At 61.1% G+C, this 20628-nt stretch carries 20 protein-coding genes; 12 read left to right on the top strand and 8 right to left on the bottom strand.

Annotated elements, in window-relative coordinates; translation table 11 throughout:
- Positions 1-48: 48 nt before the first annotated feature.
- Both I5803_RS15040 and I5803_RS15035 read right to left on the bottom strand, forming a co-directional pair.
- Entirely contained in the window at positions 49-1497 is a 1449-nt protein-coding gene (locus I5803_RS15040; protein WP_196987143.1) for an NAD-dependent succinate-semialdehyde dehydrogenase, read from the bottom strand.
- Positions 1498-1588: 91 nt separating this feature from the next.
- Positions 1589-3481: a hybrid sensor histidine kinase/response regulator gene (locus I5803_RS15035; RefSeq protein ID WP_354001670.1), complete on the bottom strand. Its 1893-nt coding sequence runs from the start codon at positions 3479-3481 to the stop codon at positions 1589-1591.
- Between the two features lie 193 nt (positions 3482-3674).
- Between I5803_RS15035 and I5803_RS15030 the strand changes: the two genes are divergently transcribed.
- Positions 3675-4025 carry a hypothetical protein gene (locus I5803_RS15030; RefSeq protein ID WP_196987142.1) on the top strand — a complete coding sequence of 117 codons (351 nt, stop codon included), beginning with the start codon at positions 3675-3677 and terminating at the stop codon, positions 4023-4025.
- Positions 4026-4101: 76 nt separating this feature from the next.
- Here I5803_RS15030 and I5803_RS15025 read toward each other — a convergent pair whose 3' ends face one another.
- Together I5803_RS15025 and I5803_RS15020 are read right to left on the bottom strand one after the other, a co-directional pair.
- A complete protein-coding gene (locus I5803_RS15025) occupies positions 4102-5013 on the bottom strand; it encodes a hypothetical protein (protein WP_196987141.1) in 912 nt (303 codons plus the stop codon).
- A gap of 345 nt (positions 5014-5358) precedes the next feature.
- Entirely contained in the window at positions 5359-5898 is a 540-nt protein-coding gene (locus I5803_RS15020) for a hypothetical protein (protein WP_196987140.1), read from the bottom strand.
- A 310-nt stretch (positions 5899-6208) separates the two neighbouring features.
- Between I5803_RS15020 and I5803_RS15015 the strand changes: the two genes are divergently transcribed.
- The gene (locus I5803_RS15015) at positions 6209-7555 is read left to right on the top strand and encodes a tyrosine-type recombinase/integrase (protein WP_196987139.1); all 1347 of its coding nucleotides are present in this window, start codon (positions 6209-6211) and stop codon (positions 7553-7555) included.
- On the top strand, positions 7552-7917 hold the full coding sequence (locus tag I5803_RS15010) for a DUF2513 domain-containing protein (protein ID WP_196987138.1): 366 nt from the start codon (positions 7552-7554) through the stop codon (positions 7915-7917). The genes I5803_RS15015 and I5803_RS15010 overlap by 4 nt, the downstream gene beginning before the upstream one ends.
- A 24-nt stretch (positions 7918-7941) precedes the next feature.
- Here I5803_RS15010 and I5803_RS15005 read toward each other — a convergent pair whose 3' ends face one another.
- On the bottom strand, positions 7942-8934 hold the full coding sequence (locus I5803_RS15005) for a hypothetical protein (protein ID WP_196987137.1): 993 nt from the start codon (positions 8932-8934) through the stop codon (positions 7942-7944).
- A 371-nt stretch (positions 8935-9305) separates the two neighbouring features.
- Here I5803_RS15005 and I5803_RS15000 point away from each other — a divergent pair, with 371 nt between their 5' ends.
- The 8 genes from I5803_RS15000 to I5803_RS14965 all read left to right on the top strand — a co-directional run bounded on the left by I5803_RS15000 (position 9306) and on the right by I5803_RS14965 (position 15647).
- Entirely contained in the window at positions 9306-9632 is a 327-nt protein-coding gene (locus I5803_RS15000; RefSeq protein ID WP_196987136.1) for a hypothetical protein, read from the top strand.
- Positions 9633-9642: 10 nt separating this feature from the next.
- Complete coding sequence (locus tag I5803_RS14995; RefSeq protein ID WP_196987135.1) at positions 9643-10983, top strand: hypothetical protein; 1341 nt, start codon at positions 9643-9645, stop codon at positions 10981-10983.
- 99 nt (positions 10984-11082) lie between these two features.
- Entirely contained in the window at positions 11083-11349 is a 267-nt protein-coding gene (locus I5803_RS14990) for a hypothetical protein (RefSeq protein ID WP_354001669.1), read from the top strand.
- Between the two features lie 279 nt (positions 11350-11628).
- Positions 11629-12591: a DUF7146 domain-containing protein gene (locus I5803_RS14985; RefSeq protein WP_196987134.1), complete on the top strand. Its 963-nt coding sequence runs from the start codon at positions 11629-11631 to the stop codon at positions 12589-12591.
- Positions 12588-14009, top strand: a complete 1422-nt coding sequence (locus I5803_RS14980; RefSeq protein ID WP_196987133.1) for a YfjI family protein — start codon at positions 12588-12590, stop codon at positions 14007-14009. Before I5803_RS14985 ends, I5803_RS14980 begins: the two co-directional genes overlap by 4 nt.
- Entirely contained in the window at positions 14006-14389 is a 384-nt protein-coding gene (locus I5803_RS14975) for a hypothetical protein (protein WP_196987132.1), read from the top strand. The genes I5803_RS14980 and I5803_RS14975 overlap by 4 nt, the downstream gene beginning before the upstream one ends.
- A gap of 8 nt (positions 14390-14397) precedes the next feature.
- Complete coding sequence (locus I5803_RS14970) at positions 14398-14907, top strand: SET domain-containing protein-lysine N-methyltransferase (protein ID WP_196987131.1); 510 nt, start codon at positions 14398-14400, stop codon at positions 14905-14907.
- Entirely contained in the window at positions 14904-15647 is a 744-nt protein-coding gene (locus tag I5803_RS14965; protein ID WP_196987130.1) for a hypothetical protein, read from the top strand. The genes I5803_RS14970 and I5803_RS14965 overlap by 4 nt, the downstream gene beginning before the upstream one ends.
- Before the next feature lie 234 nt (positions 15648-15881).
- Here I5803_RS14965 and I5803_RS14960 read toward each other — a convergent pair whose 3' ends face one another.
- From I5803_RS14960 to I5803_RS14950, 3 genes are all read right to left on the bottom strand, one after another.
- Positions 15882-16733 carry a hypothetical protein gene (locus I5803_RS14960; protein WP_196987129.1) on the bottom strand — a complete coding sequence of 284 codons (852 nt, stop codon included), beginning with the start codon at positions 16731-16733 and terminating at the stop codon, positions 15882-15884.
- Between the two features lie 37 nt (positions 16734-16770).
- A complete protein-coding gene (locus I5803_RS14955) occupies positions 16771-17016 on the bottom strand; it encodes a hypothetical protein (protein ID WP_196987128.1) in 246 nt (81 codons plus the stop codon).
- Between the two features lie 226 nt (positions 17017-17242).
- Entirely contained in the window at positions 17243-18745 is a 1503-nt protein-coding gene (locus I5803_RS14950) for a recombinase family protein (protein WP_255553446.1), read from the bottom strand.
- A gap of 208 nt (positions 18746-18953) precedes the next feature.
- Here I5803_RS14950 and I5803_RS14945 point away from each other — a divergent pair, with 208 nt between their 5' ends.
- Positions 18954-20519: a recombinase family protein gene (locus I5803_RS14945; protein ID WP_255553445.1), complete on the top strand. Its 1566-nt coding sequence runs from the start codon at positions 18954-18956 to the stop codon at positions 20517-20519.
- Positions 20520-20628 lie beyond the last annotated feature (109 nt).

The raw sequence follows: 20628 nt of genomic DNA, 5'->3' as shown, positions 1-20628 counted from the left end.
AAATTACCCTCGGAATCGTCCCGCTCGAATTGTGTTTTCAGCTTCGCTTCACTCGACCGAAGCGCGCACCGACACCATCTTGGTGATGGTGTACGCGTCCAGGCTCTCCGCGCCGCCCTCCCGCCCGAAGCCGCTGTCCTTGACGCCGCCGAAAGGCATTTCAGGAGCCGCGGCGCCGAAGTGGTTGATCGACAGCAGCCCGCTCTCCAGCTCGTTGGCGATGCGGTCGGTGTTGGCCAGTGAATTCGTGAAGGCGTAGCCCGCGAGTCCCACGTCAAGCTGGTTCGCGGTGCGCAGCGCGTCGGCCAGGTCGTCGAAGGGCATCACCAGCGCCAGCGGGCCAAAGGGTTCCTGCGTCAGCGCGTCGGCGTTTGGGGGCACGTCAGCGAGCACCGTCGGCTGGAAGAAGAAGCCGCGGTCGCCGACGCGCTTGCCGCCTGCCGCCACGCGCGCGCCGCAGCTCACAGCGTTGCCGACGAGATCCTGCATGGCCTTCAGCCGGCGCCCGTTCACGAGCGATCCCATCTGCGAGCCCTGCTCCAGGCCGGGGCCCACGCGCAACGCGGACGCGCCGCCCGCGAAGGCATCGACGAACGCGCCGTAGATGTTCTTCTGCACGAGGAAGCGCGTGGGCGACACGCACACCTGGCCGCCCATGCGGAACTTGGCCGTGACGGCCAGGCGCGCGACGGCCTTCGGGTCCGCGTCGCCGCAGACGATCACCGCCGCGTGGCCGCCCAGCTCCATCAGCGTCGCCTTCATGTGCTGTCCCGCGAGCTGCGTGAGCTGCTTGCCGATCGCCACCGAGCCGGTGAAGGTGACGAGCCGCACGATCGGCGAGGAGATCAGGTGACGCGAGATCTCCGCGGGCCGGCCGAACACGATGTTGAGCACGCCGGGCGGCAGGCCCGCGTCCATGAGGCATTCCGCCAAAGCGCATGCGCTGGCCGGCGTCTCCTCCGCGGGCTTGATCACCATCGCGCACCCGGCGGCCAGCGCCGCGCTGACTTTGCGCGCGGGCGAGCCGATGGGCGCGTTCCACGGCGTGAAGGCCGCGACGACGCCGATGGGCTGGCGCAGCACCATGTGCCGCCAGCCCGGGCGCGACGGGATGATGCGGCCGTAAGCGCGCATCGCCTCGCCGGCGTCCCAGGTGAGGATGTCGGCGGCGCGCAGGACTTCGTAGCGCGCCTCGTCCAGCGTCTTGCCCAGCTCCATGGTGATGCGCGGCGCGAGCGTCTCGACCCGCTCGCGCAGCAGGGCCGCCGCCTTGAGCATCACCGCGGCGCGGTCGGCGGGAGCGGTCGCGCGCCAGACGGCGAAACCGCGCTCCGCAGCCGACAAGGCGGCGTCGAGATCGGCCGCCGTCGCCACCGGCACGTGGCCGATCACCGACTCGTCCGCCGGATTCACGACCTCGATGGTTTCGCGCCCGGCGTGCTGCCATTCGCCGTGGATGAGCATCGCGACGCGGGGGTAGGTGGTTGATGTTTCCATGCGGGCTGCCGGGAGGTTGTGCTAGCGCTATCATAGGTCGCGCCCGCTGGGAAATCCAGCGGTGCGCCCTGCAGAACGCGAAGGCCCCGCGTCAAGCCAGCAGGCGCAGCTTCTTGAGGATGTCCGCGATGCGGTAGGGCTTCGCGACGAACTCGAAACCCTTCATGCTTCCCGCCGGCGCCGCATAGCCGGAGGCGAGCAGCACCTTGGTCTTGGGCGAGATCTCCTGCGCCTTCAGACCGAGCTCGATGCCGCTCAGGCCCGGCATCACGACGTCGCTGAAGAGGAAGTGGATGTCGTGCGTGCGCGCGAGGATCTCGAGGGCCTGGCGCCCCGACGTGGCGGTGATCACATGGAAGCCCAGCGAGCGGAAAATCTCGCTGGCCATCTCCAGCACGTCGGGCTGGTCGTCCACGATCAGCACCTTGTCGCTCGGCGGCGGCAGCGATTCCTGCACCGGGTCTTCATCCGAGATCGGGAAGTACAGCGAGATCGTCGTGCCCTGCGCGACGTGCGAGGTGATCTTCATGTCGCCGCCGCATTGCTGCACCATCCCGTAGACCTGGCTCAGGCCCAGCCCCGTTCCCTTGCCTACGGGCTTGGTGGTGAAGAACGGTTCCACCGCGCGCGCGACGACTTCCGCGGGCATCCCGGAGCCCGTGTCCTGCACCGACATCACGACGTACGAGCCTTGCGGCAGGTTCCCGACTTCGCCCTCCCCCAGCGTGTCCACCTGCGTGGCGACGCGGATGCTCCCGCCGTCCAGCGTGGCGTCGTTGGCGTTGACGACGAGGTTCAGCAACGCGGTTTCGAACAGCGCGACGTCGATCATCACCGTGGGCAGCGATTCCGTCAGTTCCAGCTCGAACTTGATCGAGCTCCTCGTCGCGCGCCGCAGCACCGATTCGAAAGCGGTGATCACGCGATTGAGCTGGCGCGGCTCCGGCGACACCGGCTGCTGGCGCGCGAAGGTGAGCAATTGATTGGTGAGCGAAGCGCCGCGCAGCGCGGCTTTTTCCATGCTGTTGATGAGATTGACGGCGCCCGAGTCCTTCACGGAGTTGCGCAGCAGGTCCAGCCCATTGGTGATCACGCTGAGCAGGTTGTTGAAGTCGTGCGCGACGCCGCCCGTGAGCTTGCCGATCGCCTCGAGCTTTTGGGACTGGAACATCGCCTCGCGCGCCTTCTCGAGCTCCTGCGCGGCCAGGCGCCGCTCGGTGATGTCGCGCGTGATCTTCGCGAATCCGGCCAGCTCGCCGGACTCCGTGCGGATCGAATCGATCACCACGTGCGCCCAGAACCGCGTACCGTCCTTGCGCACGCGCCAGCCTTCGGCCTCGAAGCGGCCGTTCGCCGTTGCTTCGGCCAGTGCGCGGGCCGGCGTGCCCTTCTCGCGGTCCTCGTCGGTGTAGAAGCGCGAGAAGTGGCTGCCGATGACCTCCCCGTCGTCGAAGCCCTTGATGCGGCGCGCACCCGCATTCCAGTTGGTGACCACGCCCGTGGGCGACAGCATGTAGATGGCGTAATCGGTGACGCCCTGCACCAGCATCCGGAAGCGCTCCTCGCTTTCGCGAAGCGCCTCCTGGGCGACGCGCTTGTCGGTGACGTCGCGCGTGATCTTGGCGAAGCCGACCAGTTCGCCGGATTCATCGATGATGGGGTCGATGACGACGTGCGCCCAGAACCGCGTGCCGTCCTTGCGCATCCGCCAGCCTTCGGCCTCGAACTTGCCCTGCTCGCGGGCCTGCTTGAGCGCTTTGGCCGGGATGCCGGCCGCACGGTCTTCCTCGCTGTAGAAGCGGGAGAAGTGCTGGCCGATGATCTCTTCCGGCGTGTAGCCCTTGAAGCGCTCGGCGCCCGCGTTCCAGCTCGCCACGACGCCCTCCGGGCTGAGCATGTAGATCGCGTAATCGGAAATTCGGGAGATGAAGAGGCGCAGGCGCTCTGCCTCATCGTTGGGATTGAGATGCGAAGTGGAACTCACGTGAGGAATAAAGCTGGTCGATTTCCGCTTCAACTGTACCTGTGCAGGCCACTCCGTGCGGATCGAAACGGGGTTGATTCGGGATTCTGCGGGTGCCGCGGCGCGCGGGGCCTCATTAAACTCGCGCCGGGCAGCGCATCCGTGCGCAGCTCATCCACGCCAATTGAATTCCTGCAATTTCAAAAGGAACATGATGAAGCGACTTCTTCTGAGCGCTGCGCTCGCAGCACCCCTGGCCTGCTTCGCGGGAGGCGGAGTGATCGACGGCGCGTACCAATGCGTCGTCGGGCCCAAGACCGGCGCGATCGCCGTGGTCGGCTATCCGGATGGACGCGCTGCGTTCGGCGTGGTGGCGCTCGAGGACTACCAGGACCTGAACGGCTACGGCCTGGGCCAGGTCGTCGGATCGACCTTCAGCGGAACGACCAATAGCGGCGGGTCGTTCAACATGACGATCTCGGGGACGAACCTGGTCGGGACTGCGCAGCTGCGGGTGGGCGGGCAGATGACCACGGTGAGTGCGAGCTGCAGCAAGATTTATTGATCGCCCGGGATATCTCCTTTCGCGCACGGCGCAGAACCTTCTCAAGAAGCTCTGCGACCGTCGCGGGGACGCCGGATCATTGGGTCATCATCGCGCCGTACTGCGTTGAAAAGGACTGCCCCTGGCGCACGGCCTGCAGCAGCTGGCCGATGGCGGCGCTGTCTCGCGCGCGGACCCAGGCGCCCACCTCGGCGCCGGCCTGGCAGTAGGTCTTGAAGAACGCGTCCACCGAGCCGGTATAGGCGACCCAGTCGCCTTCGTCGTCGAGCGTTCGCAGGTCGGCGATGCCCTTGCCCGTCACGTTGGTGCAGATCGGCTCGCCGGCCAGGTAGGTGGCCAGGCCTTCATCGAACCAGGCCGGGACGTGCTGCCCATTGAGCCGGACGGACACCTCCACGTGCGAGAACTCATGCGCCAGCACATAGGGATTCTGCGTCCAGGTCGCCGAGGTCAGCACCACGGTCAGCCGAGGCGCCACGTATGTGCCGGCGTAGGTGTTGGGATAGAGCGTCGTATTGCGCCGGCTCGGGCCCGCGAAGTAGTCTCCGCACGCTGCGCTCTCGCACACGATCACATCCGGCATGGTCGACATCAGGGCGCCGTACACAGCGGTATTCATGCCAATGGCCACGTTGATGCCGTCGATGATCCCAGCCCACTGCTCCGTGGGTACGGAAGGATCGATGTAAACGTTGTTGCACACCGGCAAGAGCGCGGTGCCGCTGACCGTGGGTGGCGTATGAAACGTGCCACCCGGGCACTCCAGCGGTTTGATGAAGTTCTCCAGCGAGCCCATGTCTGTGGGGTTGGTCAGGGTGCCCAGCCCTGCGCCGGCCACATAGACGTGGCCCAGTTGGAACGACGCGTTGGCGATCGTCACGACGCCCAGGTAGGTGCCGGTCTGCGGGTAGTAGCGGTAGGAGAAGGGACTGGCGCTGAGGGTCGTCCGGTGGCCCGGGAAATAGGAGGGGAACCTTGCCTCCGCCACATTCAAAAGCTGTTCCGCGGCGGCAGTAGGCGAGATCCGCAGGGCAGTTGCGGAAGGCTTCAGCGCAGCGGCTTTAGTCGCCACGTCGCGCGGGCCGGGCTCATCGCCCCCGCCACAGGCGGCTACGAGGGCCGACATGAAAATCGCCGCCATCCACTGGCGCGCTGGCGTGCTCGATCGACCAGAAGCCATACTGCCCTCCCCTGTTGGGCAGCGATGGTACCCGGGTTTGGCGGAGCTCCAGTCATGGACACTGAGTGAATGAAGGATTGTCGGACAACCATTGACCCAGCTTGCGGTCCCACATTGCGAGCGCGTCCGGCCGCTTCGATCAGTTCGCGCGAATCAGTTCGTGATAACGACCGGCCACATTTGTGCCGCAGTCCAAAGGCTCGCATTTCTTGGGTCAGAGCCTGCGGGGACTACGAGAACGAAGACCGAGTAGATGCCTGTCGGGTCCGAGGATGAAAGTGGGAAGCGGGGAAATCCGCCCAGCAGCGAATAGCTATCCGTTACCTCGGCAGTCGTCGCCTGCACCACTGGAAAAAGTCCTTCCTGCAAAGTCGCGACATTGCCAGGCACAGGCCGCCACGAGAGGGTACGGCCGTCCGGAGTCAACACGCCGAAGTACATATCAGCCGGGGTGGCGTAGTCACGCCACCGCGACACATTGGCACCGAATACCAAGGCATCAGGGTTGGTTCTACTCCAAGTGAACCTCGGTATATCCGTGAGCCCGGCCGAGAACCAAGGCGTCACGAGTATGGAGATAGCGGGCTGGGGAACCGATGAAGCATCTACCGTCGTTGGGACCAAGCCGAACGCGAGCAGCGCCACCCACAAAACACGGTGAAGGCCAGAGACGAGGATCGACTTGATGTTCATGCCACAGTTTGCTCCTGCGGCCAGTTCCAATGACCCAGGAACTGTAGAAATGTGGCTCGAATTGTAGAAACGCCCCCGGACCCTGATGAGGTGCGGAGGCGCTTGAATTCTGGTGGCCTGGGGCGGAATCGAACCACCGACACGCGGATTTTCAATCCCCAAATTTCTGCATCGCTTTCTGTCCGTCCGCGTTGATTGCCCCCTTAGAATTGGCCCCTGACAAGGCTTTGCGCCCGTTTTGGCGTTGAGCAAAGTTGATCGATTCCGGCCAAGAGTGCTTACATGGCCGCTTACACGACAGGAGCTGCCGTTGGCGAAGATCAGTTTCACCGCGCCGCGCGTCGAGGCCTTCTCATGCCCCGCCGACAAGGCGCAGGTGTTCCTATGGGACGCTGATACGCCCGGCCTGGGCCTGCGCGCCACGCCCGGCTCAAAGGCATATGTCTTCCAGAGCCGCTTTCACGGCCAGACAGTCCGCATCACCATCGGCAGCCCCGATGTTTGGCCGCTGAACAACCGCCGCGACCGCACCGGCAAGGGCGGCACCATCGTTCAATCTGGCGCACGCGAAGAAGCGACGCGCTTGCAGGCGCTCGTCGATTCGGGCCGCGATCCGCGCCAAGTTCGCGCCGAGCGAACAGCAGTTGACGTTGCTAATCGCGCTAATCAGCTAATGCGCGCCGCCAAAGTTCAAGACGCGTGGGACGTGTACCTGGCCGAGCGCAGGCCGCATTGGAGCGACCACCATTACGCAGACCATGTCCGCCTCGCCCAGACTGGCGGCAAGCCCAGGACACGAAGCACAGCCAAGGAGACCGTCGCTGGGCCCTTGGCAGAACTGATGCCCCTGCGCCTAAACGAGGTTACAGCCGAACGACTGGATGCATGGGTGGCAAAGGAAGGGCCAAAGCGCCCCGCCCGCGTCCGTCTTGCGCTGCGCTTGCTCAAGGCCTTTTTACGCTGGTGCGCTGCAGAGCCCGCCTATCGAGACGCAGTCGATGCAACCGCCGCGAGCGGCAAGAAGATTCGCGAAAAAGCCGGCGCGCCTAAGGTCAAGCACGACGTGCTGCAGCGCGAGCAACTCAAGGCATGGTTCAGCGCGGTGCAACAGATTCCGAATCCGGTGATTGCGGCGTACCTACAGGCGCTCCTCCTGACGGGCGCAAGGCGCGAGGAGCTCGCAGCGTTGCGCTGGGCCGATGTGAACTTTCTGTGGCACGGAATGTCCCTCAAGGACAAAGTCGAGGATAGCCGCATGGTGCCGCTGACCCCCTACGTGGCCAGCCTCCTTTCCGCACTGCCGAAGCGAAACGAGTGGGTGTTCAGTAGCCCGGCGAGCAAATCTGGCCGGTTGACGGAGCCGAGCATTGCGCATCGCCAAGCGTGCCAGGTGGCGGGACTCGACGGCCTCACGCTGCATGGGCTGCGCCGGTCGTTCGCGTCCTTGTCGGAGTGGATTGAAGTGCCCGCCGGCATTAGCGCACAAATCCAAGGGCACGCGCCGCAGGGTGTTCGCGAACAGAACTACATTCGGCGACCGCTCGACCTCCTGCGCAGTTGGCATGTCAAGATTGAAGCTTGGATTCTGGTTGAGGCTGACATCACTTTTGACCAAGGTGAGCGGACGCTTCGCCTGATTAATGGAGCAAACAAATGAAACGCGATTGGGACGTGATCCGCGACGTGCTCGCCGAGGTCGAGGAACACGATATTGGGGATCCAGAAAGCTTGGAATACGAGGTCAGTCCCGATGAGTTTTCGATTAAGGCGCAGCATGCGATTTTGCTGTGGAAATCGGGCTTTCTCACAGGGTTCGATGCGACCGACTTGAGCCGAGAGGCGCTGTTGAATCCTGCGCTGACTTGGGAGGGGCACGAGTTGCTTGACACGCTACGTAGCAAGCCGATCTGGGATGAAGTAAAAAAAACGGCAAAGACGAAGGGCATCGAATTGAGCTTCGAGGCAGTGAAGGCCCTCGGCAAGGCCGCCTTGGCCCATGTGCTCACTTCCGGGGCATGAGCGCTTGATCAGGTGAGAGCCGCATCAGCGCGTCGCGCGCACTGGTGCCGACGACGCCTTTTGCTTCTGCAACTCCTCAATGATCTTGGCGTTCTGTTGCAAGATTGTGTCGATCCGGGTGTCCCGTTCTGCAGTTGCTTTCGCGGCCGTGTCGTCTGCTTTGTTCTTCGCTTCGTCCTGGTAGTAGGCGGCGCGCGCGTACCAGGCGCCGACGCCGGAAAGAACAACGGAGAGGATCAGGGACACGACCGCGACCCAGAGTTGAATGTTTATCTGACGATCAGATTTCGCATCCCGCTGATCGAATCGCACTAGGAACGTGCCGGCAGCCTCGACCAAATCCCGCAACATTTCAGCCGATTGCTTTGTCATGTCGGCAGTGAGACGTGCAACCACGCGATCCTCGCGGCGTTCCTTCGCCATCTGGCTAAATTGCTCGCCCGCGAAGTCGCGCATAGGCGGAATCTCTAAGGTCGCTAGGCTCTCGTACTTGCTCAGCGTACCACCCAAGCGATCACTGCTTGCGTTCAGTTGCTCAAGAATCTTGTTGGCGGGGGTCTGAAGCATATCCAGCAGCTTCTTGTGCTGCTCTCGCGCTTCGGCGTCGCCTTCTTGAATGTCGGCGTCGAGTATGCGGTCGAAAAATGCAAGCGCAGATTCATCGCTGCGCTTCGGCTCGAATGTCGCAAGAGGCTTGTCCGACTTCACTCGGCGCTTGTATCTATTGATCCGAAATAGCTCGGCGAGTTGCGCGATTTCCGACTCTGCTAGGCCACCGAACACCGCGTCTGGCAAAGGTACGACTTGGTCGCTCAACCCTTGTCGGACTTCCTGACTAGTGATCCTCCTGAAGGTCTTGAGAGCCCTAGCCTCGGCCGGCTGGGCAACGAGTTCGCGATGCAACTTGCGCACGTTCTCGTCCGCCTGATACAGGTAAACCTTGCCCTGGCCAGTCTCCATCTTCGCAATGGGCTTGGCGAACTGGTTTAGGTCAAATCCCTTCTTGTCCTCGCTCAAGGCGTCCTCCATTGGGCACGAGATTTCTCGCCCTTGTTCATGTGCCAACTGTACTGCGCTGCCGGCATCCAGCAAGGCGGGGATCCACATCACGCAGACCCCCGCCAGACTCCATTTTCGTTACACGGCTACCTCATAAGGCACGCGGGCTGCGTCAAGGTGCTCTATCCAATACTTGAAGTCGTCCTCGTCGCCAGCCGTGATTAGCTTGTGATCGGGGCCGTCGTTGTGAATCGTTCGCAGATTTGTGCTGCCCGGCACGCGCGGCACCTGGCCTTGAAGGGTGAAGTGAATCCGAATCGTGTTCTCCATAAAAAGTCCAAAGTTAACCTGGGCAGCGCGCACGAGTAGTCGATGGCGCAAACGAAGGAGTGATCGTCATCGTCAAGGCCCCCTACTTCTTCCCGCGCGAGTACGACGGCTGCCAGTGGACAGGCTTCCGCAAGCCGTGGATCGTCACGTCATTGGGCCGGCCACTGCAATACCGCCACACCGATGGAACGCCTTGCGCACCGACTCAAAGCGGGGTTCTTGACGACGCGAACCTGCAACCGCTGGACGACAGCGACGACGCGCCGCCACTGGCGAATGACCTCGATATACCCATTGACGCCTACATGCCGCCGAGCGAGCATCGCCGCGTAGGCTTTACAACCGGCTGCGGCTATAACGGTTGTAGCCGGGCCCGGAAGACTTGAAGGAGTGCATGTGACCGTCCTCGTCGAAATGACCCATCCCTACCTTTCTCTTGGCCTCTTGGTCCATGCCATAGCGAAGGCGGCGATCAGTGCGAGGAAGCAAAGCGAGGACTCAGGCACTCCTTATGAGGAGGCGATGGGCGCCGCAATGCTCGCGTGGGAGTCGCGTCTGCGCGAACTTTGCGATCAGCGACTGATTAAAGGCCACGACTTCGACTCGCTGGAGGAGCAGGACTGGCTACTTCTCAAGATTGATCACGATGTTTTTTGGGTTGACGACCTCAATGCGTGTAAGCCGCTGACCGATGCAGGGCTGCAATTCGTTGTGGTGCCAGACAAGGAAGCGGAGAACGAATTTGTCCAGTGGTTCGGAGAGTCAGTGCACAACGGCAAACCCATAGATTGGGAGTATTGGGTGCTGAACATGCCCACGCTCAGCGCTGCCGAGGCCGCGAGGTTGCTTTGCGGCCTCGATCCTGATGTGTTCAAGACGCTGAAGGAGCGGCCGAATCGAAACGACGCCTCTCGTGCAATTGCTGAATGCCAGAAGATTGAGCGCCTCGCCGCAGCGCACGACCGCGAGCGCGAGAGCCCCGAGAACTGGCTGCAATGGGCAAAGGCAAATCGCCAGACCGTTGAACGCGGCTTCGAGCGAGCCGTCCACGCGAAGCAGAAGCGCGACGCGCCCCCGATTGAATTCGGCGGCATGAAGCAGCGCACGGTGGAGCTGGCAGGCGCGATCTCCACCTTCATGGCGTCAGACGAGGAGTTCGAGGCGATGGCGCGCGAGGTGGACGAGCGACAAGCAAAAGGCCACTTCACCGTCGCCGAGGCCGCGCAGATCCTTGCCGCTCACCTCAGGGTCGATGGCGGCGAGATGCGCAAGAAGCTTGAATCGGCGTTCTTCCAAGGTCGTTTGACCGTGCGACATCCTCTGACGGAAATTCCGATCACGTCACAGGACATCATCAGGTCGTGGCTGAACGTCGTCTACGCCACCGACGTGGACGATCTGGTGACTAAGGAATGGAAGGTCACCGGCTACACGTTCAGCAAGATCCTGGCCGCGGAGAGCGACGATCTGCCAAGGACGGAATTGCCTGAGCAAGCAGGAAAGAAGTCGGCACGCCAGCGTGATCGCATCTTGGAACGGCTGCGCAGCCAGGGCCATGATCCGGCTGATCTTCCCGAACGCAAAGCCGGAAGGGCAGGCGCGAAGGCGGCGTGCAAGAGCGCCTTGTTGAAGGAGCGCGAGCGCTTCACCGACGGCTCCTTGCTCTTCACGGAAAAGTCCTTCGAGAAGGCGTGGGAGGAGCTGCGCCGGTTGAAGCTCGTTCTGGGAGCTGAGTGAGGTATCCCCCCAAGAAGGGAACAGGGGACAGTTGCGGGGGAGGACACACCCGGGTTTGAAATCACCTCAACGCCGAGCAATTGGCAAGAAAGGTGATGAATGGAAACCGAAGCTGTCGCAGAACTCCAGGGCCCGGCCACGCTGGGCCACTGGGAGAAACGCGAACCCAACATTGCTACGTATCCGCCGCTTGAGGCGGTGACGCGTCCCGCCGTCGATACCGACGCGGCGGCGTACTACCTGAATCGCAGGCCCCAGACGCTCCGTAGTTGGGCCTGCTTCGATTCAGGTCCCATCAAACCCTCCCGTATCAACGGCCGCTTGGCATGGCCGGTGGCGGAGCTTCGCCGCCTGTGCGGCGTCTGACCAAGGAGATCACCAACCGCAAGACCTGACGCCCAGACCTCCGAATCGCATCTCAACCCACCAGGCGCATAGACGCCAGGAAGGAAAACTCATGTCTGCGAAAAAACTGAAGCCGCTCCGGGGTGCAACCCGAAAAGCGGCTTCCAATGAAAACTCAAGCCTCTATTGTGCCAGCGTAGCCGGCCGCGTCAAGTGCGCCATCGTCTTCGCAGCACTAACCGGATACCTGCCGATGAACTGGGCCTCGTGGCTCGTTCGCCGCCTTCATCTGGAGGCAGCATGAGCTTCACCCACATCAGAACCTTGATCGAGCGACTTTGGCCGGGATGCTGCCCCGCTGACTTCGACACGCACCGCATCACCCGCTTCGCGACCGACCCGTCCAAGCGCCACAGCAAGAGCGGCTGGATTCGCCTCTTTCCGGATGGGGCAGCGGTGGTCGGGGACTTCAGGGCGGACTTCAAGCAGTACGTGGCAGCGAACGGGCCTGTTCGTAGCCCAGGCGAAGCGCGCCGAATTGTGGCGAAGGCGGCTCGATTGCAAGAACAGCAGCGCCTTGAAGAAGCAGAGATGAGGACGCACGCAAAAGCTGACAACGCGGCGTTCTTCGATTCGGCCGATCCTCTCACCCAACATGACCTGGGCGGAAAATATCTGCACAGTCGCCACGTCTACTTCCACGGCGGGAACAAGGATCGCGTACTCCGGTTTCACAAGGCCGCGCCGTACTTTGAGGATCGTGTCCTCATCGGCTACTTCCCCGCGATCTTGTCGCGCGTCACCGACGTGAACGATGAGGCGGTTGCGATCCATCGCACGTACCTCGATCCCATGGGCGGAAAGGCCCGTGTGGGAAACCCCAAGAAACTTACCATGGCTAGCGCGCCCCTCGTGGGCAGCAGCATCAAGCTGTTTAAGCCTCGCGTGTGCAATGGCCTTCGGACCATCGCCATTGCGGAGGGACTTGAAACAGCGGTTGCATGCTTCGTGCTGAACGGCGTGCCCGTCGAGGCCGCGACGAGTGCCTCACTAATGCGCGGCTACGTTTGGCACCGAAGTATCGAAAACCTGCTCATCTACACGGACAACGACGAGAACGGCGCCGGACAAATCGCCGGTGCAAAGTTGGCCACCAGGGCGCACCAAGCAGGCCTCGACTGCCGGATCCTCACGCCAAGAAATGTCGGCGAGGACTGGGCAGACGTACTGATGAACTCCAGAGCAAAGGAGCAGCGGTTGTGAGCAAGACCGACGCCCAAGTCATTGCTGAGCCGTTTGAAGCCCCAGTGGCCGAAACATGGCCGGACGACATGCTGCCGCTGGTGAGTGCGCTGGGAGAGCCGGCGCCCTTCCCTTTGGCGGCGTTCCCCAAGGCAATGAGGGACTGCGCGACGGTCCTGCTGCGCACAACTCAGGCGCCTGACGCCATCATTGGTGGCAGCCTGCTAGCAGCGGCCAGCCTTGCTGCCCAAGCACACGCTGACGTTGTCCTTCCCCATGGCGCAGTGAGCCCGCTCTCACTGTTCGTGGTGTCGGTGGCGGAGTCAGGTGAGCGCAAGAGCGCCGTGGACAGCCTGGTGCTGCGCCCCCACGCGGCATTTGAGAAGGCCAAGCACGACGCGTATGTCACCGAGATGGCAGAGTTCAAGGCGCTGCCGAAGGCCGACAAGGAAACGACCGACGAACCACGGAAAGCCGTGTTCATGGCCAGCGACCCGACCGTGGAGGGAATGTCGAAACTGCTGGAGCGCGGGCTCCAGTCGGTCGGCATTTTTTCATCGGAAGGCGGTCGGTTCATGGGCGGCCATGGCATGTCCGAGGACAACCAACTCAGAACGGCGGCGGGACTGTCGCTCATGTGGGATGGCGGCGCCCTTGATCGCGTGCGCGCTGGCGATGGAGCTCACAAGCTCTACGGCCGCCGCGTGGCCCTCCATCTGATGGTGCAGCCGCGTGCGGCGTTCACCTGGTTAGGGAACCCGGTATTGCGCGACCAGGGGCTGTTTTCGCGGTGCTTGGTCGGCTACCCGGCATCGACGGCGGGAACCCGCTTCTTCAAAGACGAGCGGCCCGATGCGACGCCCGAGTACATCGCCTACCTTGCGGCCATGGAAAAGCTGTTGCAGCCGGCTTGGGCTACGAACGAGATGGGCGAACTGACACCTCGCCCGTTGACGTTGGACGAGGACGCCCGCAATCAATGGATCGCCCTCCATGACGACATCGAGGGGTCTATCCCCACGGTGCTCGCAAACGTCCGCGGCTTTGCGTCAAAGCTGGCCGAACAGGTTGCCCGCGTGGCCGGTGTCCTCGCGCTGGTACACAACCCAGACGCCACATTCATCACCAACCAGGCGATGACGAGCGCCGCAGAGGTCTTGCAGTGGTACATCGGGGAGGCCATTCGCCTGTCGGGCGCTCAGCCCCAACGTGAAGGCACCGACCGCGCAGTGCTCCTCTGGGACTGGCTGGTGAAGCGCGGCAACCGCGTGGTGTGTTTGGCAGAACTGACGCAGTACGGCCCCGGCAAGCTGCGCCAGGCCAAGGTGATGCGGGAGACCATGGCGGTGCTTAGTGACCACTACTGCGTGCGCCCGACGCTAGACCCTATCGAGTGGGACGGGCGTCAGCGCACTGAGGCGTGGGAGGTGCGGCTATGACGTTCAAGTTTGCGCACTTGAAAGCTGCCGCCGCTGCTAACGCTGCTAATCGGCTAACACCGGCCGCCGAAAGCACCGCCGAACCGATTAGCAAATTAGCTGCTTTAGCAACCACCACCACTACCGAGCCACCGCTTGGCGTGGCCTGCTGGGACGACGAATCCGTTGCCACCTTTGAGCGCCGCCTGCGCCGCTTTGAGGATCTCAAGCTGCCGGATGCCGAGGCCTTGGCAGAACGCCTTGCAGCCCGCGACTTCGAAGGTGATGACCGGGTCTTGTGCGTGGAGTGCCGCCATTGCCGGCCCCGCGCTTGCGCAGTACGTGACGCCTGGCTACCGCGAATTCTGCAACGGTGCGACACCTTCGCCCACACATATTGAGGTGACATATGACTGACTTGGAAGTCGAGGGCCAAAGCATGACGCTGCTTGAAATCATCCGTCGCGACTACTTAAGAGTGCTGGCTGAGGTCGGATGGGACGCGGAAAGGGTCGCCGCCGTGGTGCACAACACCGCAGACCAATGCCCCATGCCGCCCGGCTATGAGCATCTACGCCTCGCGCCTTCGCCGATACAAGGCCAAGGGTTATTCACCGACCGCGCGATTGAGTCAGGCGAAGTCATCGGACCAGCACGCATTGACGGCAAACGGACTTGGCTGGGTCGCTACGCCAATCACTCGCCCTGGCCGAACACCGAGTTTCGACTACTGGAAAACGGAGACCTCGAATGGGTGGCACTGGAGGACATCGCCCCAGGTGCGGAGATTCTCAACAACTACCGGCAAGGCGCTTCAATCTGGGGCGCGAAGTTCAACCCGGAAGAAGTCGCGCGGACTATGACGGAGCGCGATGAAAGCTTACGCAGGCTGGCGGCCTTGCAGGAGGCGAAGGCATGAAAACAATCAAGGGAAATCAAGGGCAAGGTTCGTCTAAGAAAAAGGCAGTCAGCACGGCGCCGGCCAAACCGGAAACACCCAAGAGCAGGCGACTGGACATGGTTGTCCCGCCTGGCATCACCATGGACAAAGCGGTCACCGACATGGCCGCCGCTGGACTCGCGACCAATGCGGGCCTCGTAGTGAAGTTCTCCCAGGCCGAGCATGGGGAGCTATCTCTGACGGACATGGTGGCCAGTCTGCGGGATGCCGGGCAGGCAGTGAACGATGGCGACCTAAGGGCAGCAGAGCAGATGCTAAATGCGCAGGCCGTTTCGTTGAACTCAATCTTTGCCGAACTAGCGCGCCGAGCCGCAATGAACATGGGCGAATACATGGACGCGACTGAACGCTACATGCGGCTTGCCCTAAAGGCTCAAGGGCAGTGCCGTGCCACGTTAGAGACTCTCGCCGCCATCAAGAACCCACCGGTCGTGTTCGCCAAGCAGGCCAACATCTCTAGCGGGCCGCAACAGGTCAACAACGGGGTTTTCGGAGTCCATAAAAAGGACGGTGAACAGGCCACGCCCACGCACGGGGAAAAGAAAAATGAGCAAACCAAACTTTTAGAGGACAAACAACATGGCGGCACGATCTTGGACGCAGGAGCAGCGACAGCGCCAGCGCGAGGCAATTCAAAAGTGGAAGCCGTGGGAACGATCCAGCGGCCCGAAAACCCCAGAAGGAAAAAGCAGGGTTAGTCGCAATGGCTGGAAGGGCGGGACGCGGAGCATGCTGAGGGACCTCGCGCGGGCTTTAAAGGGGCAGCGCGAATCCCTGTGACGTGCCTGATAGAACAGCGAGAAAACAGGGCATCAGGACTACCTGATCAAATCGGCGGGAGGTCTCGAGAAGCTCCAGTGGTGGATGTTCCGCGCCAAGTGGACCATTCCTGAGCTCAGGTGGTTATTTCGGAAGCAGCGGTACACGCGTCATCACTTCAATGCGAGGACGACCAAGCACGCAACCGCGATCCCGCCCACCCATTTCAGCGTCGAGCGCAGGGACAGAACACTGTCGGTTAGCACACCAAGCGCAAGTGCCACTTGGTCCGGGGGTGCTTTGCGAACCTCCATGTGATCATGGTCCGGATTGTCTTGGTCAAGCTCCACGGGCCGCATGTCCACACGCGACAATTCCATGGCGAATTGAATGACGTACCCATATGCCATTTCTGGCCATTCGATGCTCTTGCCGCTGCGACTGGGCCGCAGGTAGAGGTGAGACTTGGATGAGGCTGGGGCAAGAGGATGGTCTGTTGTGTACAAGTCTTGCATCCGAACCCCGAGCTTCACGGTACGCAGCCTGCCCGCCGCAATCGCGTCACGCAAGGCGGTGATCGTGTGATCCGGTAGTTGACAGCTTAGCCACCACTCATCCTGGTTCCCGATTTCCCAATCAGCGCGGCTGAATCCAAGCCGGGCGCCACCTAATGGCTTGCTGAGTGAGATGCGGGAGCGGCTGTCGGACTCGGCGAGGGCGGGGTCAACGTCGCCAGCTTCCAAGGTAAAGCGCAGGCGTCGAGCCTTGTTATCCGGCTCGCCGATCACAGAAATGTCGTAATCGTCTAGGCAAGCCTCGCCGCGAAGCTGCGTAACTAATCGAGGCTGGTCGCCTTTCTGTTCCGGCTCACGGAGGTGTTGCCACACTCCAAGCTCCTCCAACTCGACCCAGTTTTGGTAGCTGGGATAGTACGTGCGCTTTTTCCCGTCAGCGGCCGTGTGCTCAAGTTCTCCGCTCTTGCCCTCCACCACCTCCACGACCATGGTTTCGTTTTCGTCGCCCATCGCTGGTCTCCTGAAAATCGTGGTGAAAGCCGAGCACTCAATCGTCTCGCAAATTGCACTTAGTCTGGACCTGCATGATGGCCCAGGCGCATTCGTTGCTGTAGCCTCTGGCATTTCGGAAGTACATCATTGACCAGTTGCAGCCTGTGGCATCGAGTTCGGCGAGAGCGGTGACCGCCGGCACGCCGATTTCGGCCTTATCGTGGCGCACAGCTTCAGTCTCGTGCAGGAGTCGGCGCACTTCTGCTTGGATTTCCTCTGCCGACTTCAACTCTCTGGGCATGGTGCTCTCCCTTCAGCGGGTGGCTCATTTTGCCTTCATGGCCGGGCGTGCAGGCTGTTCGGTGTTGCTTCGAATCCGCCGTTCTACCCCAGCCGACGCTACTACGCATCCAAAGATGGGCTTGGCCTTAAGGACTTTTACATCCGTCGAAGATGCGCGAGCCTGGCTGATCGAGGTTTGAACGTTGAATTGTCGCATCGGAGCAGGGAATTTCCTCCTCCCCACTCTAGGCGAGACTCTTGAGCCTCTTAACCAATTTCCGCATCGTGGGCGAATGGAATTTTTGCAACGCTTGCGGGACGAGCGTCGGCACCCACGAGGGCAACGGCTGCGATGAGTTACCAGACCTGACCAACAAATAGTCCCTCGGACTCAGGAGCTTGTCCACCCTCACATAGAGCGTATGCGAGACGCTAGGCAAGTTTGAGTGATTCTCAATTTCCCACATGCTTCGGCCGCATGGGCGTACGACCTGCCACGCAAGGCGCACGCGAATCGAATACCCCAAAATTTTCAGAATGTTCGTACGGCCACTGAATGAAGCCTGCACCTTCGCCGCCGCAAGTGCCTCCAGAAGCGCATGGCCGATCACATAAACAAGGTTACGACAAACGCGCCGACGCTCAGCGAGATTTGCCGCGACAACGGAAGGATCGGCACCAGCGGCCATTAGTGCGTGCTGCCATGTGCCGAAGCAGTTCTTATATGCTGACAGCGGGGCGCACCCTTCGGCACCCAGATCGGCGCTGCGGAGGCTAGGGTTTCGCGATAGCGCCTTCTCCAGATCCTGGATCATCTCTTCGAGACTTCGCTTCTTTGGAATAGAACCTCGCAGTCGATTTTGCACAAGCTCCCACGTCGCATCATCGACGATTTGAGGCACACGTCCAGCCACGCGCATGCGCTCTCCCTCAACCAAGCGCATTCTGCTTTCGGCATGAGGCCTGCCCCAAACAAAGATCCCAATCACAGCCTCGTTTCGCAAGAGATGCCGAATGTGATACAGGCTAATGGGCCGCCCCGCCTGGTCATGGCAGCCCTCCTTGAGCAGCGACGCCACAATATCCCGAACAGAATGCCCAGCGGCGTACCGCGAGAAGATTGTTCGCACGAGAGCGACTTCGGGATCAGGCCCCAAGACCCATTCGACTCGATCCGTAAGCGCGCCCTTTCTCTGCCCCCAACGAAGCTCGGTTCGGGTGGAACCATCCGCGGACACGGATTGTCGCCTATACCCTAGCGATGGAGGCGGTCCCATCACGAAGCCCATGTCTATCACCCGCCTCTGACCTGCCACGACCTTGGTCGCAAGCTCCCGGCTGTACTCTGCTGCCATGGTGCGCTTCATGCTCTTCACAAGTGCACTCATTGGGGTGTGGTCATTCGCAAATGTCTCGGCCACGTAGATCACCTGCACTCCATGAAGAATGCAGTGGTATTCGTAGTAGGCAGACGCATCGGCATTTTGAAAGCGTCCCCACCGGCTGACGTCATAGACCAACACCACACCAAACGATGGGCTGGTCGTTACATCCTTGATAAGCTGCGTGAGAGCTGGCCGGTTTGAAAGGTGCACACCGCTGCGGCCGTCGTCCTCATAAGTCACCAAGATGTCCAGCCCACACTTCCGCGCATAAGACTCAATCGCCGCCTTTTGGATCTGAGGCGACAAATCCTGCTTGTCGGTAGACATCCGGATGTACTGGGCGGCATTGCATCTTTTAATCATGGCAGCGCTTTCAAGAGAAATCGGCCGGCCACGCGGGATGCTTCGCTGACCTCTGCATCGCAGGACGTATGCAGGCGCTTGCCAGCATAACCACCCCAGTCCTGTTGAGCAGGGCAATCTGCTTGAAATTCAATGCCTCGTGCGCCAATGGGCCGCCATCAGCCATGAGACCTATAGCGCTTCTAGTCGAAGAAGAACACGCTGCCCCATGGCCCATTCAAATCCACCTCGCGCGCGAAGAGCGGCAGAGTATTTGAGAATGTCCACGGACCAGCAGGACCTTTCTATCGGCATTCAACGGGCCGCGATCAGGAAATATGCTGTGGAGCAAAAGCTAGAAGTGGTCGCCACTTACGAGGATTCCGGAAGAAGTGGACTGGTCATTCGAAACCGGAAGGGAATGCTTGGACTCCTGCGCGACATTGCAGAGAAAGATTGCGCGTTCTCGCAAGTCCTCGTGTACGACATAAGCCGATGGGGTCGGTTTCAAAACACGGACGCATCTGCATATTACGATTACCTGTGCAGACTCAATGGCGTGGAGGTGATCTACGTCGCTGAAGCGTTCGGGGACCCTACCTCTCCTATGGCAACCGTAATCAAAGGCCTCAAGCGGGCTATGGCAGCGGAGTACAGTCGAGAACTTGCGGTCAAGACCCGGGCCGGACAGAGGCGAGTCGTCCAAATGGGATTTTCGCTTGGCAGTACGCCTGCCATTGGCTACAGGCGGCAAGTGGTGTCGCGCGAAGGCGAAATGAAGGGCATTCTGGGCTTTGGCGAGAGGAAGCCAATGCCATCGGACAGAGTACGTTGGGTGCTCGGCCCCAGCCATGAAGTCGCATTGGTGAGGCGAATATTCCGACTATATGCCGACCCCGAAATGTCAATCTCAGGCTTGGTGAACCTCCTGAATCGCGAAGGGCTCACGAACCGAAACTCCAAGATATTTACTCACAGAATAGTTCGCGATCTACTGACGTGCGAGACGTTCGCCGGAAATTTTGTATGGGGACGAAGTGCTGATGTGCACGCAGCCGGCGCGGCGACGGGTCATTATGAGCCGGTGCGTAACAACGGGGGCATTCCTGCGATTATTTCAATCAACCAATGGGAAAAGACGCAGCGAAAGATAAGTAAGGGTTTCTGGCCCAAGAAAGGCCATCAGCAGCTGCTCGATGATCTGCGCAAGGCATTTGAAAAGAAGCCGGATGCGACTGAAATCGACCTTCCGGGTCTCGGTTGTTCTGTCCCTTTCACCTATAGAAGGGCATTCGGTTCCATGGCTGCAGCATACGCACTAATTGGAATTGATCCGCTTGCGTGGCTTCAGCGTAGAACAACCGCCCAGCATCGATCCATGGCCATTGCCTCTGCGTTCCGGGGCGATGTCGCCGCATGGCTTAATCTTGAAGGGGTGCCAGTGACGTACGTCAAGGGCGCTCGCCATCTGCTGGTAAATCGTTGCCTCAAGGTTGGTGTCGATCTGGTCTGGCAAGCTCACCACAAGACCGGGTTGAAGGCCAGACTCGCAAAGCGCGCTCCCGGCTTTGACTTCGATCAAATGATTTTGATGCGCATGAACGACGATGGAACTGCCAAGGATTTCTTTATGTTTCCTCGAGTCCACTACTTTCAACTTCCACTTTGGATCGGCGAAACCGTCTTCGATGCAGCGAGTGCCTATCACTGTCCAACGGGCACCAGCCTGATTGCACGCCTGAGGCATTTGGTAGAGACTCAAAGCATTGGCAATTCGCTTTCCGACCCGCTGTGACCGCACTTTTCCCGACCACCTATTCTGTTGGCAGTCTCTTGACGCTGCCGGCCGGCTGGCCCGTGATGATGGTCGTAGAAGAACACCCGGCTGACTGTGCGGTCACTGT

The sequence above is a fragment of the Caenimonas aquaedulcis genome (assembly GCF_015831345.1).
Classification (GTDB): Bacteria; Pseudomonadota; Gammaproteobacteria; order Burkholderiales; family Burkholderiaceae_C; genus Ramlibacter; species Ramlibacter aquaedulcis.
Note: the sequence above shows the minus strand (reverse complement) of the source record. Positions and strands in the feature narration are given on the sequence as shown.